Raw genomic sequence first — 17,633 nt, forward strand, 5'->3', positions numbered from 1 at the left:
CTATGAGGGGAGCATATCAGTACGCATACAGTGACCTCTCTTTAACTATTTTAACGGCTATTCTATTTACCGATAAGCAGAACTCTTATTGGGCCGTAACTGCACCATCGATCGGATATACTGCACCATTGATATATGGCGCTTCATCTCCCAGCAGGAAGGAAACCAAATTCGCGATCTCTTCCGGTCTGCCCAGACGTCCGGATGGAATGCTGTCAACAGTTGCCTTGAACACTTCAGGGTTGTCTTTCCCGAACTGAACCACCATCGGTGTCTCAATTGTACCTGGCGCAATCGCGTTTACACGAATGTTGTCCTTGCCATATTCAATCGCAGCTGTACGGGTCAAGCCGACCACGCCATGTTTGGTTGCTGCGTAAGGTGCAACCGCGGGTACACCAACAATACCCGCTGTGGAGGCTGTGTTCACAATGGAACCTCCGCCGGTTTTGAGCATTTCAGTAATTACATACTTTAACCCGTAGAATACACTTCTCAGGTTAATATCAATGATCTGGTCAAACTGCTCAATCGTATGTTCAATCAACTTGATCCCAGGACCCGCAATACCTGCATTATTAAAGAACATGTCGATTCGTCCGAACTCTTCGACTGCTTTTTTCACATAATTCTCAACTTCAGGTGCTTTACTCACATCTGCTTGTACAAAAATCGCTTTACTTCCCAACTTCTCAATCTGCTTAACCGTTTCAAGACCTGTTTCTTTGACAAGATCCACGACAACAATGGATGCACCCTTCTCAGCCAGCTTTAGCGCTGCTGCTTGGCCCAATCCACTTCCTGCTCCAGTGATAATAGCTACTTTTTCTGCGTGACTCATGTTGATCTCCTCCATGTGTGTGTGTCATCTTGTGTTTGGATCGGTGAATACGATATGAAACGTACGTACATGCAATAATGCAATATGTAGGTCAAAAATGTCATAAAACCTTCCTGACTTTACCTATTCTAATAGACTTTCGACATAAAAACAAATCATATAATATGGATTCATACTATATAACATTTTCAGCATTTCTAATGAAGGAGCACACAACTATAACGTCTTGTTGCATGCTCCTCTTTTACATATACAATACTTCTTAAGTCGGGATCTCTACAACTTCAAACGGTGCATATCCACTTATCGAAACACTTTAACGCAGTAAATTCGTTTTTGCCAATTCAATAATTTCGTCACCGCGTCCATTGAGCACGGCTTTCATCATCCATAAGGTGAATCCTTCCGCCTGTTTGATATCAATCTTCGGAGGTAAAGACAATTCCTGACGGTTCACCACCACATCAATCAGTACAGGACCATCATGCTGAAGCGCACGCTGCACAGCACCTTCCAGTTCATCCGGATCCTCAACCCGAATACCTTCCATGCCCATGGCCTGAGCGACCATCGCAAAGTTGGGATTCACAAGCTCTGTTCCCGATTCCAGGAATCCGGCAGCTTTCATCTCCAGCTCAACAAAACCGAGTGCTCCATTATTAAACACCACAACTTTGATCGGCAGATTATGCTGTTTCAGTGTCAACAGATCACCCATCAGCATCGTAATACCACCATCACCCGACAATGAGATGACTTGTCTGCCCGGATCAGCAATCTGAGCGCCAATTGCCTGTGGCAAAGCGTTTGCCATCGTACCATGACTGAATGAACCAAGCAGCCTGCGATTACGGGACATCTCGATATAACGGGCCGCCCATACTGTCGGAGTACCGACATCACAGGTGAAGATGGCATTTTCAGCTGCGGCATCACTAATGACCTTGGTCAGGTACTGCGGATGGATAGGCTTTTTACCCGGTTTTCCAACGGCCAGCTCGTCCAGATCTTTGCGTACTTTCACATAACGATCCACACTCTTATGCAGATGTTTGTCATTGTGTTCTTCTGTCAGATAAGGAAGCAAGGCTTCTATGGTCGCTTTCACATCCCCACATACGCCGTAATCCAGCTTCGTGCGCCGACCCAGATGGGAAGACTGAATGTCGACCTGAAGCACAGTCGCATCTTCGGGATAGAATTGACGATATGGGAAATCCGTTCCCAGCATCAATAGTACATCACAGTCCATCATGGCATGATAACCGGATGAATACCCAATTAGACCCGTAAGACCCACGGAATAAGGGTTGTCATACTCCAAATATTCCTTCCCTCGTAGCGCAATAACCATGGGGGATTTCAAGCGATCACAGAGCTGCATAAGGGGTTCCCGAGCGCCCGCACAGCCTGCACCACACAATAACGTAATTTTTTTGCCTTGATTCAGATACTCCGCCAGTTTAACGAGTTCAGCCTCAGAAGGATGTACCACGGGGTTGGTTGCGTGATACACATGCTCAGGCACAGGCAGATCCGCTGCTTCAAGTCCTGCTACATCCCCCGGCAATACAACGACAGACACACCCGAACGTGCCACTGCTGTCTGAATGGCCATCGTCAAAGAACGCGGCATCTGTTTTGCTGTTGTAATGACTTCACAATAATCACTACATTCCTGAAACAGATACTCCGGATGGGTCGCCTGAAAATATTCACTGCCAATCTCGTCACTTGGGATATGTGCAGCGATGGCGAGTACAGGAACACGATTGCGATGACAGTCGTACAGACCGTTAATCAGATGCATATTACCAGGACCACTACTACCTGCGCAGACAGCGATACTTCCACTGACCTGAGCGTCCGCCCCAGCAGCAAATGCTGCTACTTCTTCATGACGTACATGAATCCATTCTATCTTGCCCGAACGACGGATGGAGTCGAGTACCGCATTCAAGGAGTCTCCAACAATGCCATATATGCGTTTGATACCAGCGTTCAATAAGGATTCAACCAGAACGTCCGCGACTGTTTTTTTCATAATAGATGTGTCTCCTTTAATTGCTCATTTTGATTATGTTTCCACTCTGTTAATATACCTATTCTTATACCCCAATCTGCTGAAACTCGAACCAACTCATATGTATGTCTGGATATATCAAACAAAAATCTGCCCCTTGAACCATTTTTTCATTGTTAGCAAAATGCCAAAAATCCGCTTGTCGAATGACAAACGGATTGCGGTTACACTCAGTATATTCATTTTTAAGTGAATTCCTGAATCCAAATCAGCTAGATAGCAGGCATCACATTGCCACCACTTACCGGGATATAGGCACCTGTGATAAATGAGGACAGATCCGAAGCGAGAAAAGCTACCGCATTGGCGATTTCCTGATCTTCACCCCTGCGCTTCAGCGGCACGGTACGCGTATATGCCTCATCATGTCCAGGCTCACTGGAACGATCACGTTCACTAATTGTCCATCCAGGTGCAACCTGGTTTACAGTAATCTGATACTCGCCAACCTCCTTGGCAAGCACGCGATATACACCGTCCATTCCACGCTTACCAGCAGTGTAGGCCGATTGGTGAGCGAAATTTTGCATCGCACATTCCGTATTGATACCAACGAACCGACCAGCTCTGATATCTTGCATATGTGGAATGAAAGCTTTGGCAAGATACACACTCTGCATGACACAGGATTCAAACTGGCTCAAGTAATCTTCAGGAGACTGTTCCAACACCGTTGTCCACTCATATTGAATGACCGCATTGGCAACAACGATATCCACTCCGCCAAGGACAGACTGAATATCATCACGCATCCGAAATGCCGTATCCTGCTTTGTAATATCTCCTTGTACAATTACAGCCTTACGACCGAGTGCTTCAATCTCGCCTTGAAGCTCCCGAGCCTTGGTATCATTATTTATGTAATGTAGAGCCAGATTGGCGCCACAGGCTGCCAAAGTACGGGCGATGACTCTCCCCAATTGTCCGGTTGCGCCTGTAACCAGAGCCGTTTTTCCTGAGAGATCCAATTGCATAACAGCGAAAACCTCCTTGAATTCATTTGGTCGAAATGGTCGAAAACGATTTCGAAAATATGTTATTTTTGTTCATTAATTACGTGTTATTCAGAGAGATATACAGCATTGTTCAATGCTGTAAATGGTAGTTCAAATTTCTTCATTATATGTGGAGACTATGAATTATTATGTTGAATAAGATCGATTTCCTGGAAGCGACTGACTTCCTTTTCCCAACGCTCTTCTACATACTGACGGTGAACCGGGTGATTGTTGTATGCATCATACGAAGCCTGATCCGCAAAGACCATCGAGAAGCTGTAGTCAAACTCATTCTTCTCACTTACCTGTCTCAGAACCTGAAACTGCTCTACCCCAGGAATGACAGCCAGTGCATCCGAACTTTCCTTCAAAAATACTTCGGCCTCCGGTGTATCTTTACCTGCGTAAAGTGTAAACGTTACCATATGTGTGATGCTGTTCATCTCTATTTCCTCCTCCAATATGTTCGTACTCTGTTTCCTAGTGTACATCCGAATGTATTGTAAGCGCAATAATTGGTTGAATTAAGATGACAGAACATCCCTCCGATCGCTGTTATCCCCCTAAATATGTACACAAAAAAACCTCAGGACAAATCCCGAGGTTTTTTTCTAATGTAAGGACAAACTTATTTGTTGATGTTGTATTTACGGTTAAATTTATCAACACGGCCACCGATATCCACGTTTCTTTGTTTACCAGTGAAGAACGGGTGGGATGCGGAACTAGTGTCCACACGGATTACTGGGTAAGAGTTACCGTCTTCCCATTCCATAGTTTCGTTAGAGAACTTCGTGGAAGAACTCAGGAATTTGAAATCAGCACTTGCATCGTAAAAAATTACGAGTTGTGTCTTTGGATGGATGTCAACTTTTGGCATAATCTATTTACACTCCTTTAATATGGGTACTTCTTTAGAATCAAACTACATTTTATTATACTCTTTTTTTGGACAAAGTACCAGCAGGTTTTGAGGAATAGCTAAAAAAAATATGATATCTGTGATTTTGCACCTAATCAGGTGTCACGCCGTCCCTTTCTCCAGTACATTCAACATGTACTCCAAAGCCTCCAGTTCATCCCTGCCTCTTGTCTGTAATCTGACAACACTACCATATCGAATGGGTAGTAACGCCATGCCAAGCAGGCTTTTGACATCTACACGATGCTCATGCTCAGACTCCATATACGACAAAATAATATCCGAGGAAAAACGCGACGCTTGAGAAGATACCGACATCAGATCATCCCGATGAAAATCAGCGTGTATCATAAATTCATGTACTCTCACAACCTTCAGTTCCTTTCGCTAAGTACTTATTCACCAATATGGTGTGTATCCATTTATATATTAAAATCTTCATGAATTATACCATGTTATGGGAGCTTGACCCATAATTTTTCGCAAAAAAAACAAAAAAAAGAGTCCTGAATTGCCGGACTCTTTCAAGCTGCTCTTATCTGCCGTTCGGATATACCATGACCTTCAGACTGCCGCTCTTATTGTGTAATGCACGCTCCATCGCTTGCTGTGTCTCTTCGAGTGAATAACGATCTGTAATCAGGGACATTACGTCATGCTGGCCGGAGCTCAGGAACTCAATTCCTGCCGGATACGTGTTGGCATAACGGAATATGCCATAGATATCAACTTCATTGTCCGCGATAAATGGAATATTGAGTGCGATCTCGTCCTGTGCAGGCAGGCCCACAATCGCAAGTTTGCCTCCACGTCGAAGTGAATACAGAGCGGATTGTAGCGCCTTCGGATTGCCCGCTGTTTCCCATGCGGTATCGACACCTACACCACCTGTTAACTCGCGAATCACAGCCAGCGCATCTTCATTCCGCACATTAATGGTATGAGTGGCACCCATGCGGCGAGCTGCTTCCAGTCTAACTTCCTCCAGATCCGTTACAATGATCTTCTCTACACCGAAAGATTTGGCAGCAGCCACAGCCATGAGTCCGACGGGACCCATGCCCATAATCGCCAGGGTTGTACCCGGAGCCAACTTGCTGCGGCGTGCAGCGTGAATGCCAACAGAGAATGGCTCATTCATAGCTGCTTCCTCATAAGACAGATGATCCGGAATTGGGAATACCATATCTTCACGCATCACCATGTATTGTACAAATGCCCCATCCACCGGAGGGGTCGCCAGAAATTGTACATCCGGACACAGGTTATAGCGACCTTCCTTACATGCCGTGCAGCGTCCGCAAGTCACCCCAGGCTCAATAGCAACCCGATCCCCTGTTTTCAGACGTGATACGTTCGAGCCAACAGCAGCAATGATCCCCGCACACTCATGACCCAGAATGATCGGTTTCTCCACCACAAATCTGCCAATGCGTCCATGTTCAAAATAATGCACATCCGAGCCGCACACCCCGACAGCCATCACCTGGATTAACACCTCATCCGCTGACGGTTGCGGAACGGGTTGTTCCTCAATAATGATGTGTCCTGGTTCTGCCATGACAGCAGCTTTCATGGTCTCGGGCAGTTGATGTTGTCCCATACGGTTCTCCTCCTCATGTATGTCCATGCTGTCTATTCTACATCAAAGAAAACAGGGTATCTTCTTTTTTCACATCACCAATTAATAGATTGTTCGACCTTGTTCATCTGCAATGCCGCTTTTACGATAGAAGTACGTATTGATCATGTCCCGCCATTCCTTCGCATGTTCGGCCTGGTTGTCCTGTAATGAAGCAACTTTACTGAAAATGACCGGGTCGATTTTGCCCTCCAACCCTCTCCATGTCTCGGCTAATGCCTCCGCCTGCGCAACACCTTCAAAGTGTGTATCATAAATATGCTGAATGACCGTTTTACCCGAATGCAGAACATGGGTGTACGGCACGTGATGGAAAAATAAGATCAGCTCATCCGGACAGGTATCTACGGACTCATAGCGATCAGCATTCTCAGGGTGATACTGTGAAGTGTATCCTGTACCGCTCTTCACGGTTCGATCTACACCAATGCCATGACAATCGGCAAAGTGATACGTTCCCCATTTGGAATACTCGTATCCATCTACATTCGGTCCGTAATGATGTTCCGGGTTAACCATCCAGCCTACACCGAGAGGCGCCGTATAATGCTCATAGATATCTAGTGAAGTCAAAAGCATGCCCGTAACCTGCCGCACAACTTCGTCTTCATGTCCAAATGTGAGTCTCACCCACTCATCGGCAATCTCTTCCGCGGACAGCTCCGGGTTCCACGCAAGTCTTCCATATCCATATAGATTCGCCTGCGCGAGGGGATGTCCTGTCCAACAGGCATCTGCACCAATATTGGATACTGCGGCGAAGCCACTGTATGGTCGTTTATACAGAGAACCGTCCGCGATTCGCTTGATCTCTGAACCTTCGCCTTTGGCGTATGTGTCAAAGTCCAATACTTCTTTCCACTGGGGAACCAGATAACAGAGATGACGTTGTTGCCCGGTATACTCCTGTGTAATCTGAAATTCAATCACCTGATTTGTATTTTCCATGGCGCCGAACAGCGGGGATACCGCCTCTCTCACCTGAAAGTCCATCGGCCCGTTTTTGATCTGCAAAATGACATTTTCGGCAAATCGTCCGTCCAGCGGCGTAAAGTGGTCATAGGCTGCCCGCGCACGGTCTGTGGAGCGATCCCGCCAGTCCTGCTTGCAGTTATAAACGAAGCAACGCCAGATGACCAATCCACCGAATGGCCGAAGAGCTTCAGCTAGCATGTTTGCACCATCGGCATGATCACGGTTATACGTGAATGGTCCCGGACGATTCTCGGAGTCTGCCTTGATCAGGTAACCGCCAAAATCCGGAATCGCTGCGTACACCTTGGCCGTTTGAATGTTCCACCATTCCCGTACCTGCGCATCCAGCGGATCAGCCGTACGCAATCCACCAATCTCAATTGGACTTGCGTAGTTTGCGCTAAGGAACAATCGAATGCCATACGCTCTGAATTCAGCGGCAACCTTCGCCACATCACTAAGATAACGTTCCGTCAGAAACAGACTCTCACGGCGGTGTACATTGACGTTGTTGATCGATATAGCATTGATTCCAGTGGAAGCGAGCAAACGTGCGTAATCCCGGATGCGTCCCAAGTCCAGCGTGAATTCCCCGTTATCATAGAAAATGGATTCTCCTGCGTAACCACGCTCAATGCTGCCGTCCACGTTATCCCACTGATTAATCATTCGTAGTGCATTGGTAGGCTGCTCTGTAATGAAGCTCCACTTATTCACAGCGTCATCGGCCTCACTTGCACTTCCTTGATCCATTGTCAGCTCTCGAAGCAGATGGAATGCGCCATAGAGCACACCTTGGGGGGTCTCTGATCCAATGACCAGTACACCCTCGGTCTCGTTCTCACGAATGATGTATCCTTCCCCTTGAACCGTTGAACGCTCTGTCTCGCTGAACAACCCAGCCACGGAATCGCTCCCTGTCCAAGTGCCGATTCGTATTGCGGGAGCAGAAGCATGGTTGTCCCGTTCACTTGCCTGGGCATCAGACAGATGAATGACCGACGGTTTCACGCCATATAATCTCTCTAGTCCCCGTGAAAGTTCGGTCAGAGCTGTTGTGATTACTCCATGGTTCTCTTCCACCAATATCAGCTTGCTCCAAGCAGGAGCCGTCTTTTGGGCAATTCCATTTGCTCTCGGCAATTCAGAGTGATATCCCAGCCACGCATCATACTGCGGACCTGACAAGGCGGATTGAACGACGGATTGGCTCATTGTACCACCTCCTTGCTAGCGTAAATCTGCGCAAGGCGATTCCCTTTTCCTTCGAGTAGCCATAGGATTGACGTTACACCACGCGGATAGTACTTGCTGCCAACCGCCACACCAGACAGGATCTGATCACTCCAGCACCAGTAGGATTCCTCCGGATGCAGCAGCCAGTTGACATGAGCCGCGTCTGCTGCCTTGCCTGTCTCATTCCATTCCACACCCAGCAGCTCTCTAGCGATAAACTGGGACAAATAGATTTTGCTCAGCCACGAGTTATTGCTTGTTGAGGACAGTTTCCAGCCTCCATCTTCGAACAGACATGTTCCCGGTACAAGAACCGTCTTCAGATGAGTTTGGAGTGCTTTCAGATAAGGTCCAAAGCGACCATTGACATCCAGTGCTGCTTCACAGCCTGTAAAGTACGGGAACACCAGACCTTCAATCGCCGGAATGATTCGAGAATCATTATTTTCTGCAATAACAGCTGGAATGTAGCCGCCATCAGTCAACTGTGCAGCAATACTGGCAGCGCAGCGATCCGCTTGAAGCCCAGCTTGATGGGACAGATCCGCCAACTTCTCCGTTGCGAACAGCTTCTCTAATGCAACATAAACCGCCCAACATTTACCCGCCAGATAGATATTATTGCGAGACTGTCCAAGTGACACATCCAGGCTGTCGTAGGTTGTAATCTCCGCTCCACCTTGGGTTCGGCTGCTATCCAGACCCATCAGACCGTTACGCTGCTCAGCATCGGGATGGTCACGATTAAGCATGCTTTCGAAGCATTCCTGGATAACAGGCAACATGTTTTTCACAAAAGCTTGATCCTGTGTCTGTTCAATGTATACTGTCGCGCAGCAGAGCCAGTTCACCAGTTCCTCGTGGCTCATCTGTGAGAAGCAGTCGTCAATGCCAACCAGCTCATATGCCGAGTGTCCAGGGCGTGAGAACACATTGGCAACACCAATATCATGGGTAAAGGTAATTCCGCCCGGATATAACTTCTCTTCTCCCGGAAAACGTACCTGATCCGTATAACTGTACCGTTTTACAAACCACTCCAGCTCATTACGCACCGTCCATGGATTCAAGGCAAGCTCGAAGTACAACTGATCAGCCGTCAGATCAAGTGTGTTCATCATTCGATACTCCCCTTCGTTCACCACCCAGAGTGGCTCACCATCGGCATCCAGCAGTTGAGTACTGGCATAATAGCTGTGAATGGAATGAGCAAGCATGAATGATTGATCTTCGGTCAAAGCAGCCGATCCAAGGCGCTGTTCAACCTCTCCACAGGATACGGTCAACTCACTGAAGCGTTGTAGTGCATACTCTCCTGCTGCCTGAATATCGGAGAAGTACCGCGTATACCAATACGTAGTGTCCATTCCGGTTGTCACAATGCCCCCGCGATAGAAACATACTGCGAATTGATACGTACGTTTCTCTCCAGCAGGCACCTCCATCAGTAGTGCAGCGGTTGAGCCAAGTCCAAATGCCAGATTATCCCGATGTTTCTCCTGCAAGAGCTTCTCCAACGTAAATCCGCGTGCGGGCCACAGTCCGTCATCTGCCGACATAATCGCTGTAAGTCGACCTTGTCCCACACCTGTGATGGAGCCACCTTCCGGTCCCCCAATCAGACGCATCGCAGAGTACGGATCATTGCCCTGATAGCCAAAGTAGGCTTTGCGGGGTTGTTGACCTTCTGTGTTGTCAATCGTCATCTCAACCAATACGGCAGGTACGAGTGCATCCATTAAGGCTTCACGATCCCCACTCGTTGGATCAGGTACTGGACGTACAGGCGAGTAGATACGGAACGTCAGATCTCCAGCAGTCCATGTATCCGTACCCGAGGTGAATTCACGGGTAATATCTTCATCGCGAAAAGCCGTAATCAGAGGTTGTGGAACTTTGGTCGCTGTTGTCGACGTCGGGTCCCCATTCTCCAACTTCTCTACATCATAACGGCTGCTCTCATCCTCGGAAGCTTCATAAAAAGGAAGCGCCTGATAATTGTCGCCATCGCGAGATTGTAATCCAATATATATATTCTGGTCAGCCGGCTTGCCGAGTTCAAGACCCAGCCCTCCTTTGGCTCCTTTGTATCCCAGTGTAAAACTCGCAAAAGCACCAATCGGTGCGTGATGTGCATTATAAAAGATGGATTTGGATGTATTCATGAATCATAACCCCTCTCAGAATGGTTTGCATACGTTTTCATTAGCCCCATCCTACCACGGGGTTCCACCTCAGACCATGATCAAATCAATCGGATATTTACCCAAATCAAGCTGATAGACTATAATGGATTAAAGCGGTTACACGAAACCATTCCATTTGATATAAGTGCGTAATCAAAATTACATTTTTTAAACAACCTCTTATGAAGGGGGATCTCCCATGTCTTCAACTTACTTGCCTCCTACTTTGGGAGAAAGTGTCCATGAAGTTTTTTATCCAGATGTGCAAACAACGGTTAATCTGTTCGCTATTCATTTACGAAGTGTCGGTACGGACTGGGATTATCCGGCGCATGAGCACCCTCAATATGAATTGAATTATGTCACGGAAGGCGAGCAACGCATGATGGTGAATGGTACCCTATACATTCAAAAGGCTGGCGAACTGCTCCTGATTCCTCCGGGAAGCATTCATTCCAGCCAGAGCCATAACGGCAAGGGATTCACGTATTTTTGCATGCATTTTGACATTGATGATCAGTTGTTCCTATCATTGCTGGCCCGCATCAAACAAGTACGATTTAGTAGGGATAGTCCGGTTACGCAGCAGATTGAGCCGGTTTTACGCAAATTGATGTCATCTGCGGATGATGAAACAGCAAATACGATGGTACAGCGTATGCAGTTGCAATCTGCGGTATTTGAACTATTTGGCCATCTGTGGGAGGCAGTCTCGCAAGAGGCAGCGCAATGGTTTACCGACGGACACGAGAAGATCGAACTCGCCCACCAGATTCGTAATCGATTGCAAGGTCTGATGAGTCAGCAATTCAAACAGGGACACGAATCCAACGGTCACTATGGCATTGATGATATTGCAGCAGAGCTGGGCATCAGTTCTTCTCACTGTAATCGTGTGTTCAAGCAGGTGTTCGGTCAGTCTCCCCGTGCTGTATTGTCCCAGTTGGTGTTGCATGAAGCGAAGCTTCTTCTGGGCAATCCGAAGCTGTCCGTGCAGAATATTGCCGTCATGCTTGGTTATAAGGATATTGCCCATTTCAGTCGTCAATTCAAGCGCTGGTCAGGCATGTCACCCTCCCGTTACCGACAGGAACAGCCTGCTCTGGAATAAGGTCCAGTAGCAGGCTGTTAGTTTTTCTTAATTATTTCAACAAACGCTTAATCAGCTTCAGCTTGTTATCATACGGTGGATATAGAATCGGCAGATTCAACTTAGTGCTTTTTTTCAGTACACTTTTGAGATGAGAGAAGGTTTCGAAGCTGTACTGCCCATGATACGAACCAACACCAGAATGACCAACACCACCAAACGGCAGACGTGGATTCGCAACATGTGTGATGGTATCGTTAATGCAGCCGCCTCCAAAAGAAACTTCGCGCAGCACTTTATCCTGAACCCGGGTGTCGGAAGTGAACAAATACAAGGCGAGTGGTTTCGGCCGCTTTACGATTTCTACAATGGCTTCACTCAGGTTACGATAACTAATGATTGGCAGAATGGGTCCAAAAATCTCATCTTCCATCGTTGCTGCATCCCAGGACTCCGCATCAATTAAAGTAGGTTCAATGAAGCGATCTTCCTCATCCGAAGCTCCCCCATATATTAATTTGGCCTGATCCCGTTCAATCAAAGTCGTCAGTCGTTTAAAATGTCCCTTGTTCACGATTCGCCCATAGTCCTTGTTGTGCTGAATATCCGAACCAAAGAAGGATACAATCGCTGCTTTCATCTCCGTAATTAACGGTTCCTTCACGCGCTCATGCACAAGTAAATAATCGGGTGCGATACAGGTCTGTCCTGTATTGAGCAGTTTGCCCCATATAATGCGCTCAGCTGCTACTTTGATATCCGCCTGTTCATCCACGATGACCGGGCTCTTGCCTCCAAGTTCTAACGTAACGGGAACGAGATTTTTGGCAGCTGCCTCCATCACAATCTTGCCTACCGGTACACTGCCTGTAAAAAAGATATAGTCGAATGGCGCGTTAATCAGCGCTGTCGTTGTTTCTTTTGCACCATCAAGCACTTGTACGTATGCCGGTTCGAACACACTCGCAATCATCTCACGTATAACAGCGGACACCGCAGGTGTATTCTCTGACGCTTTGAGCACGGCTGTGTTGCCTGCCGCAATAGCACCTACCAATGGTTCGATTAAGAGTTGAAAAGGATAATTAAACGGTCCGATGATCAGAACCGCCCCGTAGGGTTCAGGTATGATATAACTTTTCGAACCCAGGAGTGCCATTTGCGTTTTGACTTTAACGGGTTTCACCCATTTCTTCACTTTACGAATGGTGTGTGTGATGCTATCCATCATAAATCCGATCTCGGTCGTATACGATTCGAACTCACTTTTGCCCAAATCCTGATAGAGAGCTTCGGTCAGTCTGGACTCGTACTTTTGAATGGCCTGCTTCAGTTGGGTCAAACGCGCAATTCGAGCTTCTGCCGATCGTGTTGCCCCGGAACGAAAAAATTGTCGTTGCTGCTCCAAAATCTGTTCAACTTCCTGACTGGTTACTTCCTGTATAGTCGTTGTCATATATATACTCCTCTGTTCATTATTGATCAAGCGTTTAAACTTACGAACCTATAAGACACATGCCAAAGCATGTTTGATCACTATTAATCTACAGACACTCTTCTTCCAAAGCAGCTACCAGTTCCTTCAGCAGTTCCACCGATGCATTCAATGAAGCCGAATAATAGCGCTGTGTACCCTTCTGTTCCACAGATATAAGCCCCTTCTCTAACAACAGCTTGAGATGATGAGATATGGCTGGCCGGGATAGACTGGATTGTTCGGTAATTTCGTTCACCGTCATTCTGCCCTTCTCGGTGAGTGTCAGCAAAATGGATTGACGATGGTTGTCACTTAACACCTGAAATAATGGAATACAGGTTTGAAAAACGCTAATTGCTTTTTGTCCCATGGTTTCACCTCTATGCTATTTCTTATATATTATTTCTACGTATATTTTCTCTGTTTGATGTCTGTTGGTTTAAACATTCGAACCAAGTGACTGAATTGTACTCTTTAATCACTTAAACTGCAAGTAAACCAACAACTAAATTTAAAACTATACCGATAAAGCGCTTCCATACTACCATACAAGTATGGTAGTATGTCAATGAAGGAGTTGAAGTTGAGGAAGCACGATTCATGCGTGAACAGCTAGAACGAGCCGTAATCAGGCTAGCCTGCGAGAACTTTCCGAACGAACAGATTGATGGCACTTGAACAGAACCTTGCGTGGCAACAGGAATGCAGGATCAAACCGGAGCTGTCCTGCAGGATACATATCCTTCCTATTTTCAACAACTGAATTTTTCTTCCTACTATTCATGATGAGGTGAACGTGATGAGAATGGTTTTTCGCTGGTTCGGCGAAGGCAATGATACGGTAACGCTGGATCATATCCGGCAGATTCCGGGTGTTGAAGGTATTGTGTGGGCACTGCACGATGTTCCTGCTGGCGAGGAATGGCCGATGGACAAAATACTCGCTGTCAAAACAGAAGCAGACAAGGCCGGGTTACATCTGGATGTCGTTGAGAGTGTGAACATCCATGAGGATATCAAGTTGGGCCTGCCATCAAGGGATAAATACATTGCGAACTATATCAAAACAATGGAGAAACTGGCTCAGGTGGGTGTGAAGGTTATCTGTTACAACTTTATGCCGATCTTCGACTGGCTTCGCACAGATATGCACAAGGAAATGGAGGATGGCTCAACTGCCCTCTTCTATGAGCACAGTAAACTCGCAGATATAGAACCTCTGGAACTCGTTCGACGCATTACGGAAAACTCCGCACTCACCATGCCAGGTTGGGAACCGGAACGATTGCAGTATTTAACCGGACTGTTTGAAGCCTACAAAGATGTAACCGAAGACCATATGTGGGAGCACGCACGTTATTTCCTGCAAGAAATTATTCCTGCAGCGGAACGGCTGGGGATTCGAATGGCGATCCATCCGGATGACCCGCCATGGCCAATCTTTGGATTACCAAAGATTATTACAACTCAGGAGAATGTTCGGAAATATTTGAATCTTTATGATAGCCCTTATAATAGCGTGACGCTGTGCAGTGGCTCATTGGGAGCGAATGCTGACAATGACATTATCGGGATGGTACACGAATTCAAGGATCGAATTCCATTTGCCCACATTCGTAATGTCAAAATCTACGATAACGGCGACTTTATCGAAACCTCACATCGCAGTCAGGATGGCAGTGTTGATATTGCAGGGGTTGTTGAGGCTTATCACGATATCGGTTATGAAGGTTATGCAAGACCCGACCACGGTCGTCATCTCTGGGGAGAACAGTGCCGACCTGGCTATGGACTCTATGACCGGGCATTGGGGATCATGTATCTCTGGGGCGTCTGGGATTCCCTGCAAAGGAGGGCAAAAGCATGAGTGAACACCAATATGAACGCTCATCTCGTCTTGAAGGCAGAACAGCTGTAATCACCGGAGGTGCCGGAGTGCTATGCCGCTCCATGGCGGAAGAACTCGCTCGGCACGGTGCAAGTGTAGCCATCCTGAACCGCACCGTGTCCAAGGGGCAGGAAGTTGTAGCTGCGATTGAAGCTGCCGGTGGCAGAGCGATTGCTATTGCCTGTGACGTAACCCAGGCCGATAGTGTGCAAGCGGCGGCAGATGCTGTGCTGGAACAGCTTGGGCCATGCGATATTCTGATTAATGGCGCGGGTGGCAATAACGCCAGTGCCAACACCACAAATGAAATTTTCAGATTGGAAGATCTGGAAAAGAGCAATATCACTACATTTTTCGATGTAAGTGTAGAGGGATTTCGTCAGGTGATGGATCTGAATTTTGTCGGTTCTCTCATCCCCACTCAGATCTTTGCAAGACATATGATAGAGCGTGATGTTCCGGCGACTGTCATCAACATTTCTTCCATGAGCGCCCCATCGCCCATGACGAAAGTTCCTGCATATAGCGCTGCGAAGGCAGCAATTAACAACTTCACGCAGTGGCTCGCCGTTCATCTGGCCGAATCCGGTATTCGTGTCAATGCTATTGCACCTGGGTTCTTCCTAACTGAGCAAAACCGTAATCTATTACTGCAACCAGACGGCTCACCAACGGAACGTTCCAGTAAAATTATTGCGCATACACCCATGCGTCGCTTCGGCAAACCGGAAGACCTGCTTGGCACGTTGATGTGGCTTGCGGATGAAAGACAATCCGGCTTTGTCACTGGCACAGTCATTCCGGTAGATGGCGGATTTATGGCCTATTCCGGTGTTTAACGATTTCTTACACAGACACTCCGATGAAAGAACAACCTTCCAATCGCTGTTATCCCCAGATTTTATTGATTCACTTTTTAGAAGGAGAAATCCGGCGATAAAGGCGAGCGCTTCGCTTTTTCAGGTTTTTTCTTTCCTCTCCGTTACGTGTAAATAATCAGTTCAACTAATATAGAGAATTTATAGAGACCGAAGCCTGGGGCACTTATCCAGGTTTCGGTTTTTTGTGTTCAAGCATAAGATCATCCAGCGTAGGAAAAGCTTGTTATAGTACTAGGCTAAGTGAAGTAAAGGAAGGCGATACATATATGATGGAAGAAACATGGGTTGTCACCGTTCGTTCGATTATCACCTTTATAACCTTGATCATCTATACAAGGGTGCTAGGTAAACAACAAATGGGTAACCTGACGTATTTTGATTACATTAACGGGATCACCATCGGTTCCATCGCAGGAACATTTGCGACAGAGTTATCTTCGAAGGCATGGATTCATTTTGTTGCGCTGACCATTTTCACACTGATCACGATCATCTTTCAGTTCGTTACGATGAAAAGTCGAACCCTCTCCAAATTGATGGATTCCGATCCTACCCTGGTGATTCAGGAAGGCAAAGTTCTGGAACAAAACCTGCATAAAATGCGTGTGAAATTTGACGAACTGACCGTCATGCTCCGCCAAAAAGATGTATTTGATATTACTACAATCAACTATGCTATCATGGAGCCCGATGGCAGTCTCTCTGTTGTGTTAAAACCGGAGCATCAGCCTGTTACCGCCAAAGATATGCATATGCATCCCCCGAAAAGCAAGCTGATGACCGAACTGATCATTGATGGTGTTCTGATCAAACAGAACTTGTATGAGAGACATAAGGATATCAAGTGGCTCACCGAACAACTGAAAAAGCAAAAAGTGACGATTCAAGATATTGCATTTGCTGCCATTCTACCCAATGACAAATTGTACATTGATCTCTTCGATGATCGTTTTAACGAAAAAGTGGATATGGGTGACTATGAAGGACCATTCTAAATGTTCACATTGCGGGAGGTGGTTGAATGAAAACACGTTTCTGGTTGCTATATGTACTTCCAATCTTTTTGATCTTGCTATTCGTAGCGATCATGGCTAGCGGAACATATCTCAAAAAACCATTTGGTACCCAAGATCGATTACTCGAATCAGTGCAAACGCTGGAAAAGCACGTTGAGGGCAAACAGTGGACGGCAGCCAAGTCACAGATTGATTATGCGATGCAGGCGTGGGATAAAATCGTCAACCGCATTCAGTTTAGTGTGGAGCGTGAAACGATATATGACATTCTGGGCACCCTTGCTCGGATGAAAGGCGGCGTTGCAGCACAGGATGATAAGGCGATTATGGAGGAGATTTATTACTTTTATGTATTATGGGATAATCTTGGAAATTAGGTTCAATTTGTTCAATATCAG

At 46.6% G+C, this 17,633-nt stretch carries 16 protein-coding genes and 1 pseudogene; 6 read left to right on the forward strand and 11 right to left on the reverse strand.

Translation table 11 applies throughout. The annotated features are described in order from the left end of the window. Positions 1 to 85: 85 nt before the first annotated feature. The 9 genes from J7E78_RS18200 to J7E78_RS18240 all read right to left on the reverse strand — a co-directional run bounded on the left by J7E78_RS18200 (position 86) and on the right by J7E78_RS18240 (position 10,862). Positions 86 to 841, reverse strand: a complete 756-nt coding sequence (locus tag J7E78_RS18200) for an SDR family NAD(P)-dependent oxidoreductase (RefSeq protein ID WP_215077607.1) — start codon at positions 839 to 841, stop codon at positions 86 to 88. 316 nt (positions 842 to 1,157) lie between these two features. Further along, on the reverse strand, positions 1,158 to 2,885 hold the full coding sequence (gene poxB / locus J7E78_RS18205) for a ubiquinone-dependent pyruvate dehydrogenase (RefSeq protein WP_215077608.1): 1,728 nt from the start codon (positions 2,883 to 2,885) through the stop codon (positions 1,158 to 1,160). A gap of 251 nt (positions 2,886 to 3,136) precedes the next feature. Next, the gene (locus J7E78_RS18210) at positions 3,137 to 3,898 is read right to left on the reverse strand and encodes an SDR family NAD(P)-dependent oxidoreductase (protein WP_215077609.1); all 762 of its coding nucleotides are present in this window, start codon (positions 3,896 to 3,898) and stop codon (positions 3,137 to 3,139) included. A 158-nt stretch (positions 3,899 to 4,056) separates the two neighbouring features. Beyond that, positions 4,057 to 4,365 carry a Dabb family protein gene (locus tag J7E78_RS18215; RefSeq protein WP_215077610.1) on the reverse strand — a complete coding sequence of 103 codons (309 nt, stop codon included), beginning with the start codon at positions 4,363 to 4,365 and terminating at the stop codon, positions 4,057 to 4,059. A gap of 185 nt (positions 4,366 to 4,550) precedes the next feature. After that, positions 4,551 to 4,802 carry a type B 50S ribosomal protein L31 gene (locus J7E78_RS18220; RefSeq protein ID WP_062834756.1) on the reverse strand — a complete coding sequence of 84 codons (252 nt, stop codon included), beginning with the start codon at positions 4,800 to 4,802 and terminating at the stop codon, positions 4,551 to 4,553. Positions 4,803 to 4,946: 144 nt separating this feature from the next. Continuing rightward, entirely contained in the window at positions 4,947 to 5,213 is a 267-nt protein-coding gene (locus J7E78_RS18225; protein ID WP_026081056.1) for an HPr family phosphocarrier protein, read from the reverse strand. Positions 5,214 to 5,379: 166 nt separating this feature from the next. Continuing rightward, on the reverse strand, positions 5,380 to 6,447 hold the full coding sequence (locus J7E78_RS18230; RefSeq protein ID WP_215077611.1) for an NAD(P)-dependent alcohol dehydrogenase: 1,068 nt from the start codon (positions 6,445 to 6,447) through the stop codon (positions 5,380 to 5,382). Positions 6,448 to 6,528: 81 nt separating this feature from the next. Beyond that, complete coding sequence (locus J7E78_RS18235; RefSeq protein WP_215077612.1) at positions 6,529 to 8,676, reverse strand: alpha-glucuronidase family glycosyl hydrolase; 2,148 nt, start codon at positions 8,674 to 8,676, stop codon at positions 6,529 to 6,531. Further along, positions 8,673 to 10,862, reverse strand: a complete 2,190-nt coding sequence (locus tag J7E78_RS18240; protein WP_215077613.1) for a glycoside hydrolase family 52 protein — start codon at positions 10,860 to 10,862, stop codon at positions 8,673 to 8,675. The genes J7E78_RS18235 and J7E78_RS18240 overlap by 4 nt, the downstream gene beginning before the upstream one ends. A gap of 220 nt (positions 10,863 to 11,082) precedes the next feature. On the opposite strand from J7E78_RS18240, the gene J7E78_RS18245 reads away from it, so the two are divergent. Next, positions 11,083 to 11,994 (forward strand): AraC family transcriptional regulator, encoded by a 912-nt coding sequence (locus tag J7E78_RS18245; RefSeq protein ID WP_215077614.1) that lies wholly within the window; start codon positions 11,083 to 11,085, stop codon positions 11,992 to 11,994. A 31-nt stretch (positions 11,995 to 12,025) separates the two neighbouring features. Here J7E78_RS18245 and J7E78_RS18250 read toward each other — a convergent pair whose 3' ends face one another. Together J7E78_RS18250 and J7E78_RS18255 are read right to left on the reverse strand one after the other, a co-directional pair. Then, positions 12,026 to 13,429 (reverse strand): aldehyde dehydrogenase, encoded by a 1,404-nt coding sequence (locus J7E78_RS18250; protein WP_215077615.1) that lies wholly within the window; start codon positions 13,427 to 13,429, stop codon positions 12,026 to 12,028. Between the two features lie 88 nt (positions 13,430 to 13,517). After that, entirely contained in the window at positions 13,518 to 13,820 is a 303-nt protein-coding gene (locus tag J7E78_RS18255) for an ArsR/SmtB family transcription factor (RefSeq protein WP_017688208.1), read from the reverse strand. A 212-nt stretch (positions 13,821 to 14,032) separates the two neighbouring features. Between J7E78_RS18255 and J7E78_RS30055 the strand changes: the two are divergent. The 5 genes and pseudogenes from J7E78_RS30055 to J7E78_RS18275 form a co-directional block, all read left to right on the forward strand. Further along, positions 14,033 to 14,153 (forward strand): annotated as a pseudogene (locus J7E78_RS30055) (GntR family transcriptional regulator); the annotation flags it as partial. A gap of 96 nt (positions 14,154 to 14,249) precedes the next feature. Further along, positions 14,250 to 15,317, forward strand: a complete 1,068-nt coding sequence (gene uxuA / locus J7E78_RS18260) for a mannonate dehydratase (protein ID WP_215077616.1) — start codon at positions 14,250 to 14,252, stop codon at positions 15,315 to 15,317. Then, positions 15,314 to 16,177 (forward strand): SDR family oxidoreductase, encoded by an 864-nt coding sequence (locus J7E78_RS18265; RefSeq protein WP_215077617.1) that lies wholly within the window; start codon positions 15,314 to 15,316, stop codon positions 16,175 to 16,177. The genes uxuA and J7E78_RS18265 overlap by 4 nt, the downstream gene beginning before the upstream one ends. A gap of 308 nt (positions 16,178 to 16,485) precedes the next feature. Continuing rightward, positions 16,486 to 17,214: a DUF421 domain-containing protein gene (locus J7E78_RS18270; protein WP_215077618.1), complete on the forward strand. Its 729-nt coding sequence runs from the start codon at positions 16,486 to 16,488 to the stop codon at positions 17,212 to 17,214. Positions 17,215 to 17,240: 26 nt separating this feature from the next. Next, the gene (locus tag J7E78_RS18275; protein ID WP_215077619.1) at positions 17,241 to 17,612 is read left to right on the forward strand and encodes a DUF4363 family protein; all 372 of its coding nucleotides are present in this window, start codon (positions 17,241 to 17,243) and stop codon (positions 17,610 to 17,612) included. Positions 17,613 to 17,633 lie beyond the last annotated feature (21 nt).

This window comes from Paenibacillus polymyxa (assembly GCF_018614975.1).
In the GTDB taxonomy this organism is placed as follows: Bacteria; Bacillota; Bacilli; order Paenibacillales; family Paenibacillaceae; genus Paenibacillus; species Paenibacillus polymyxa_E.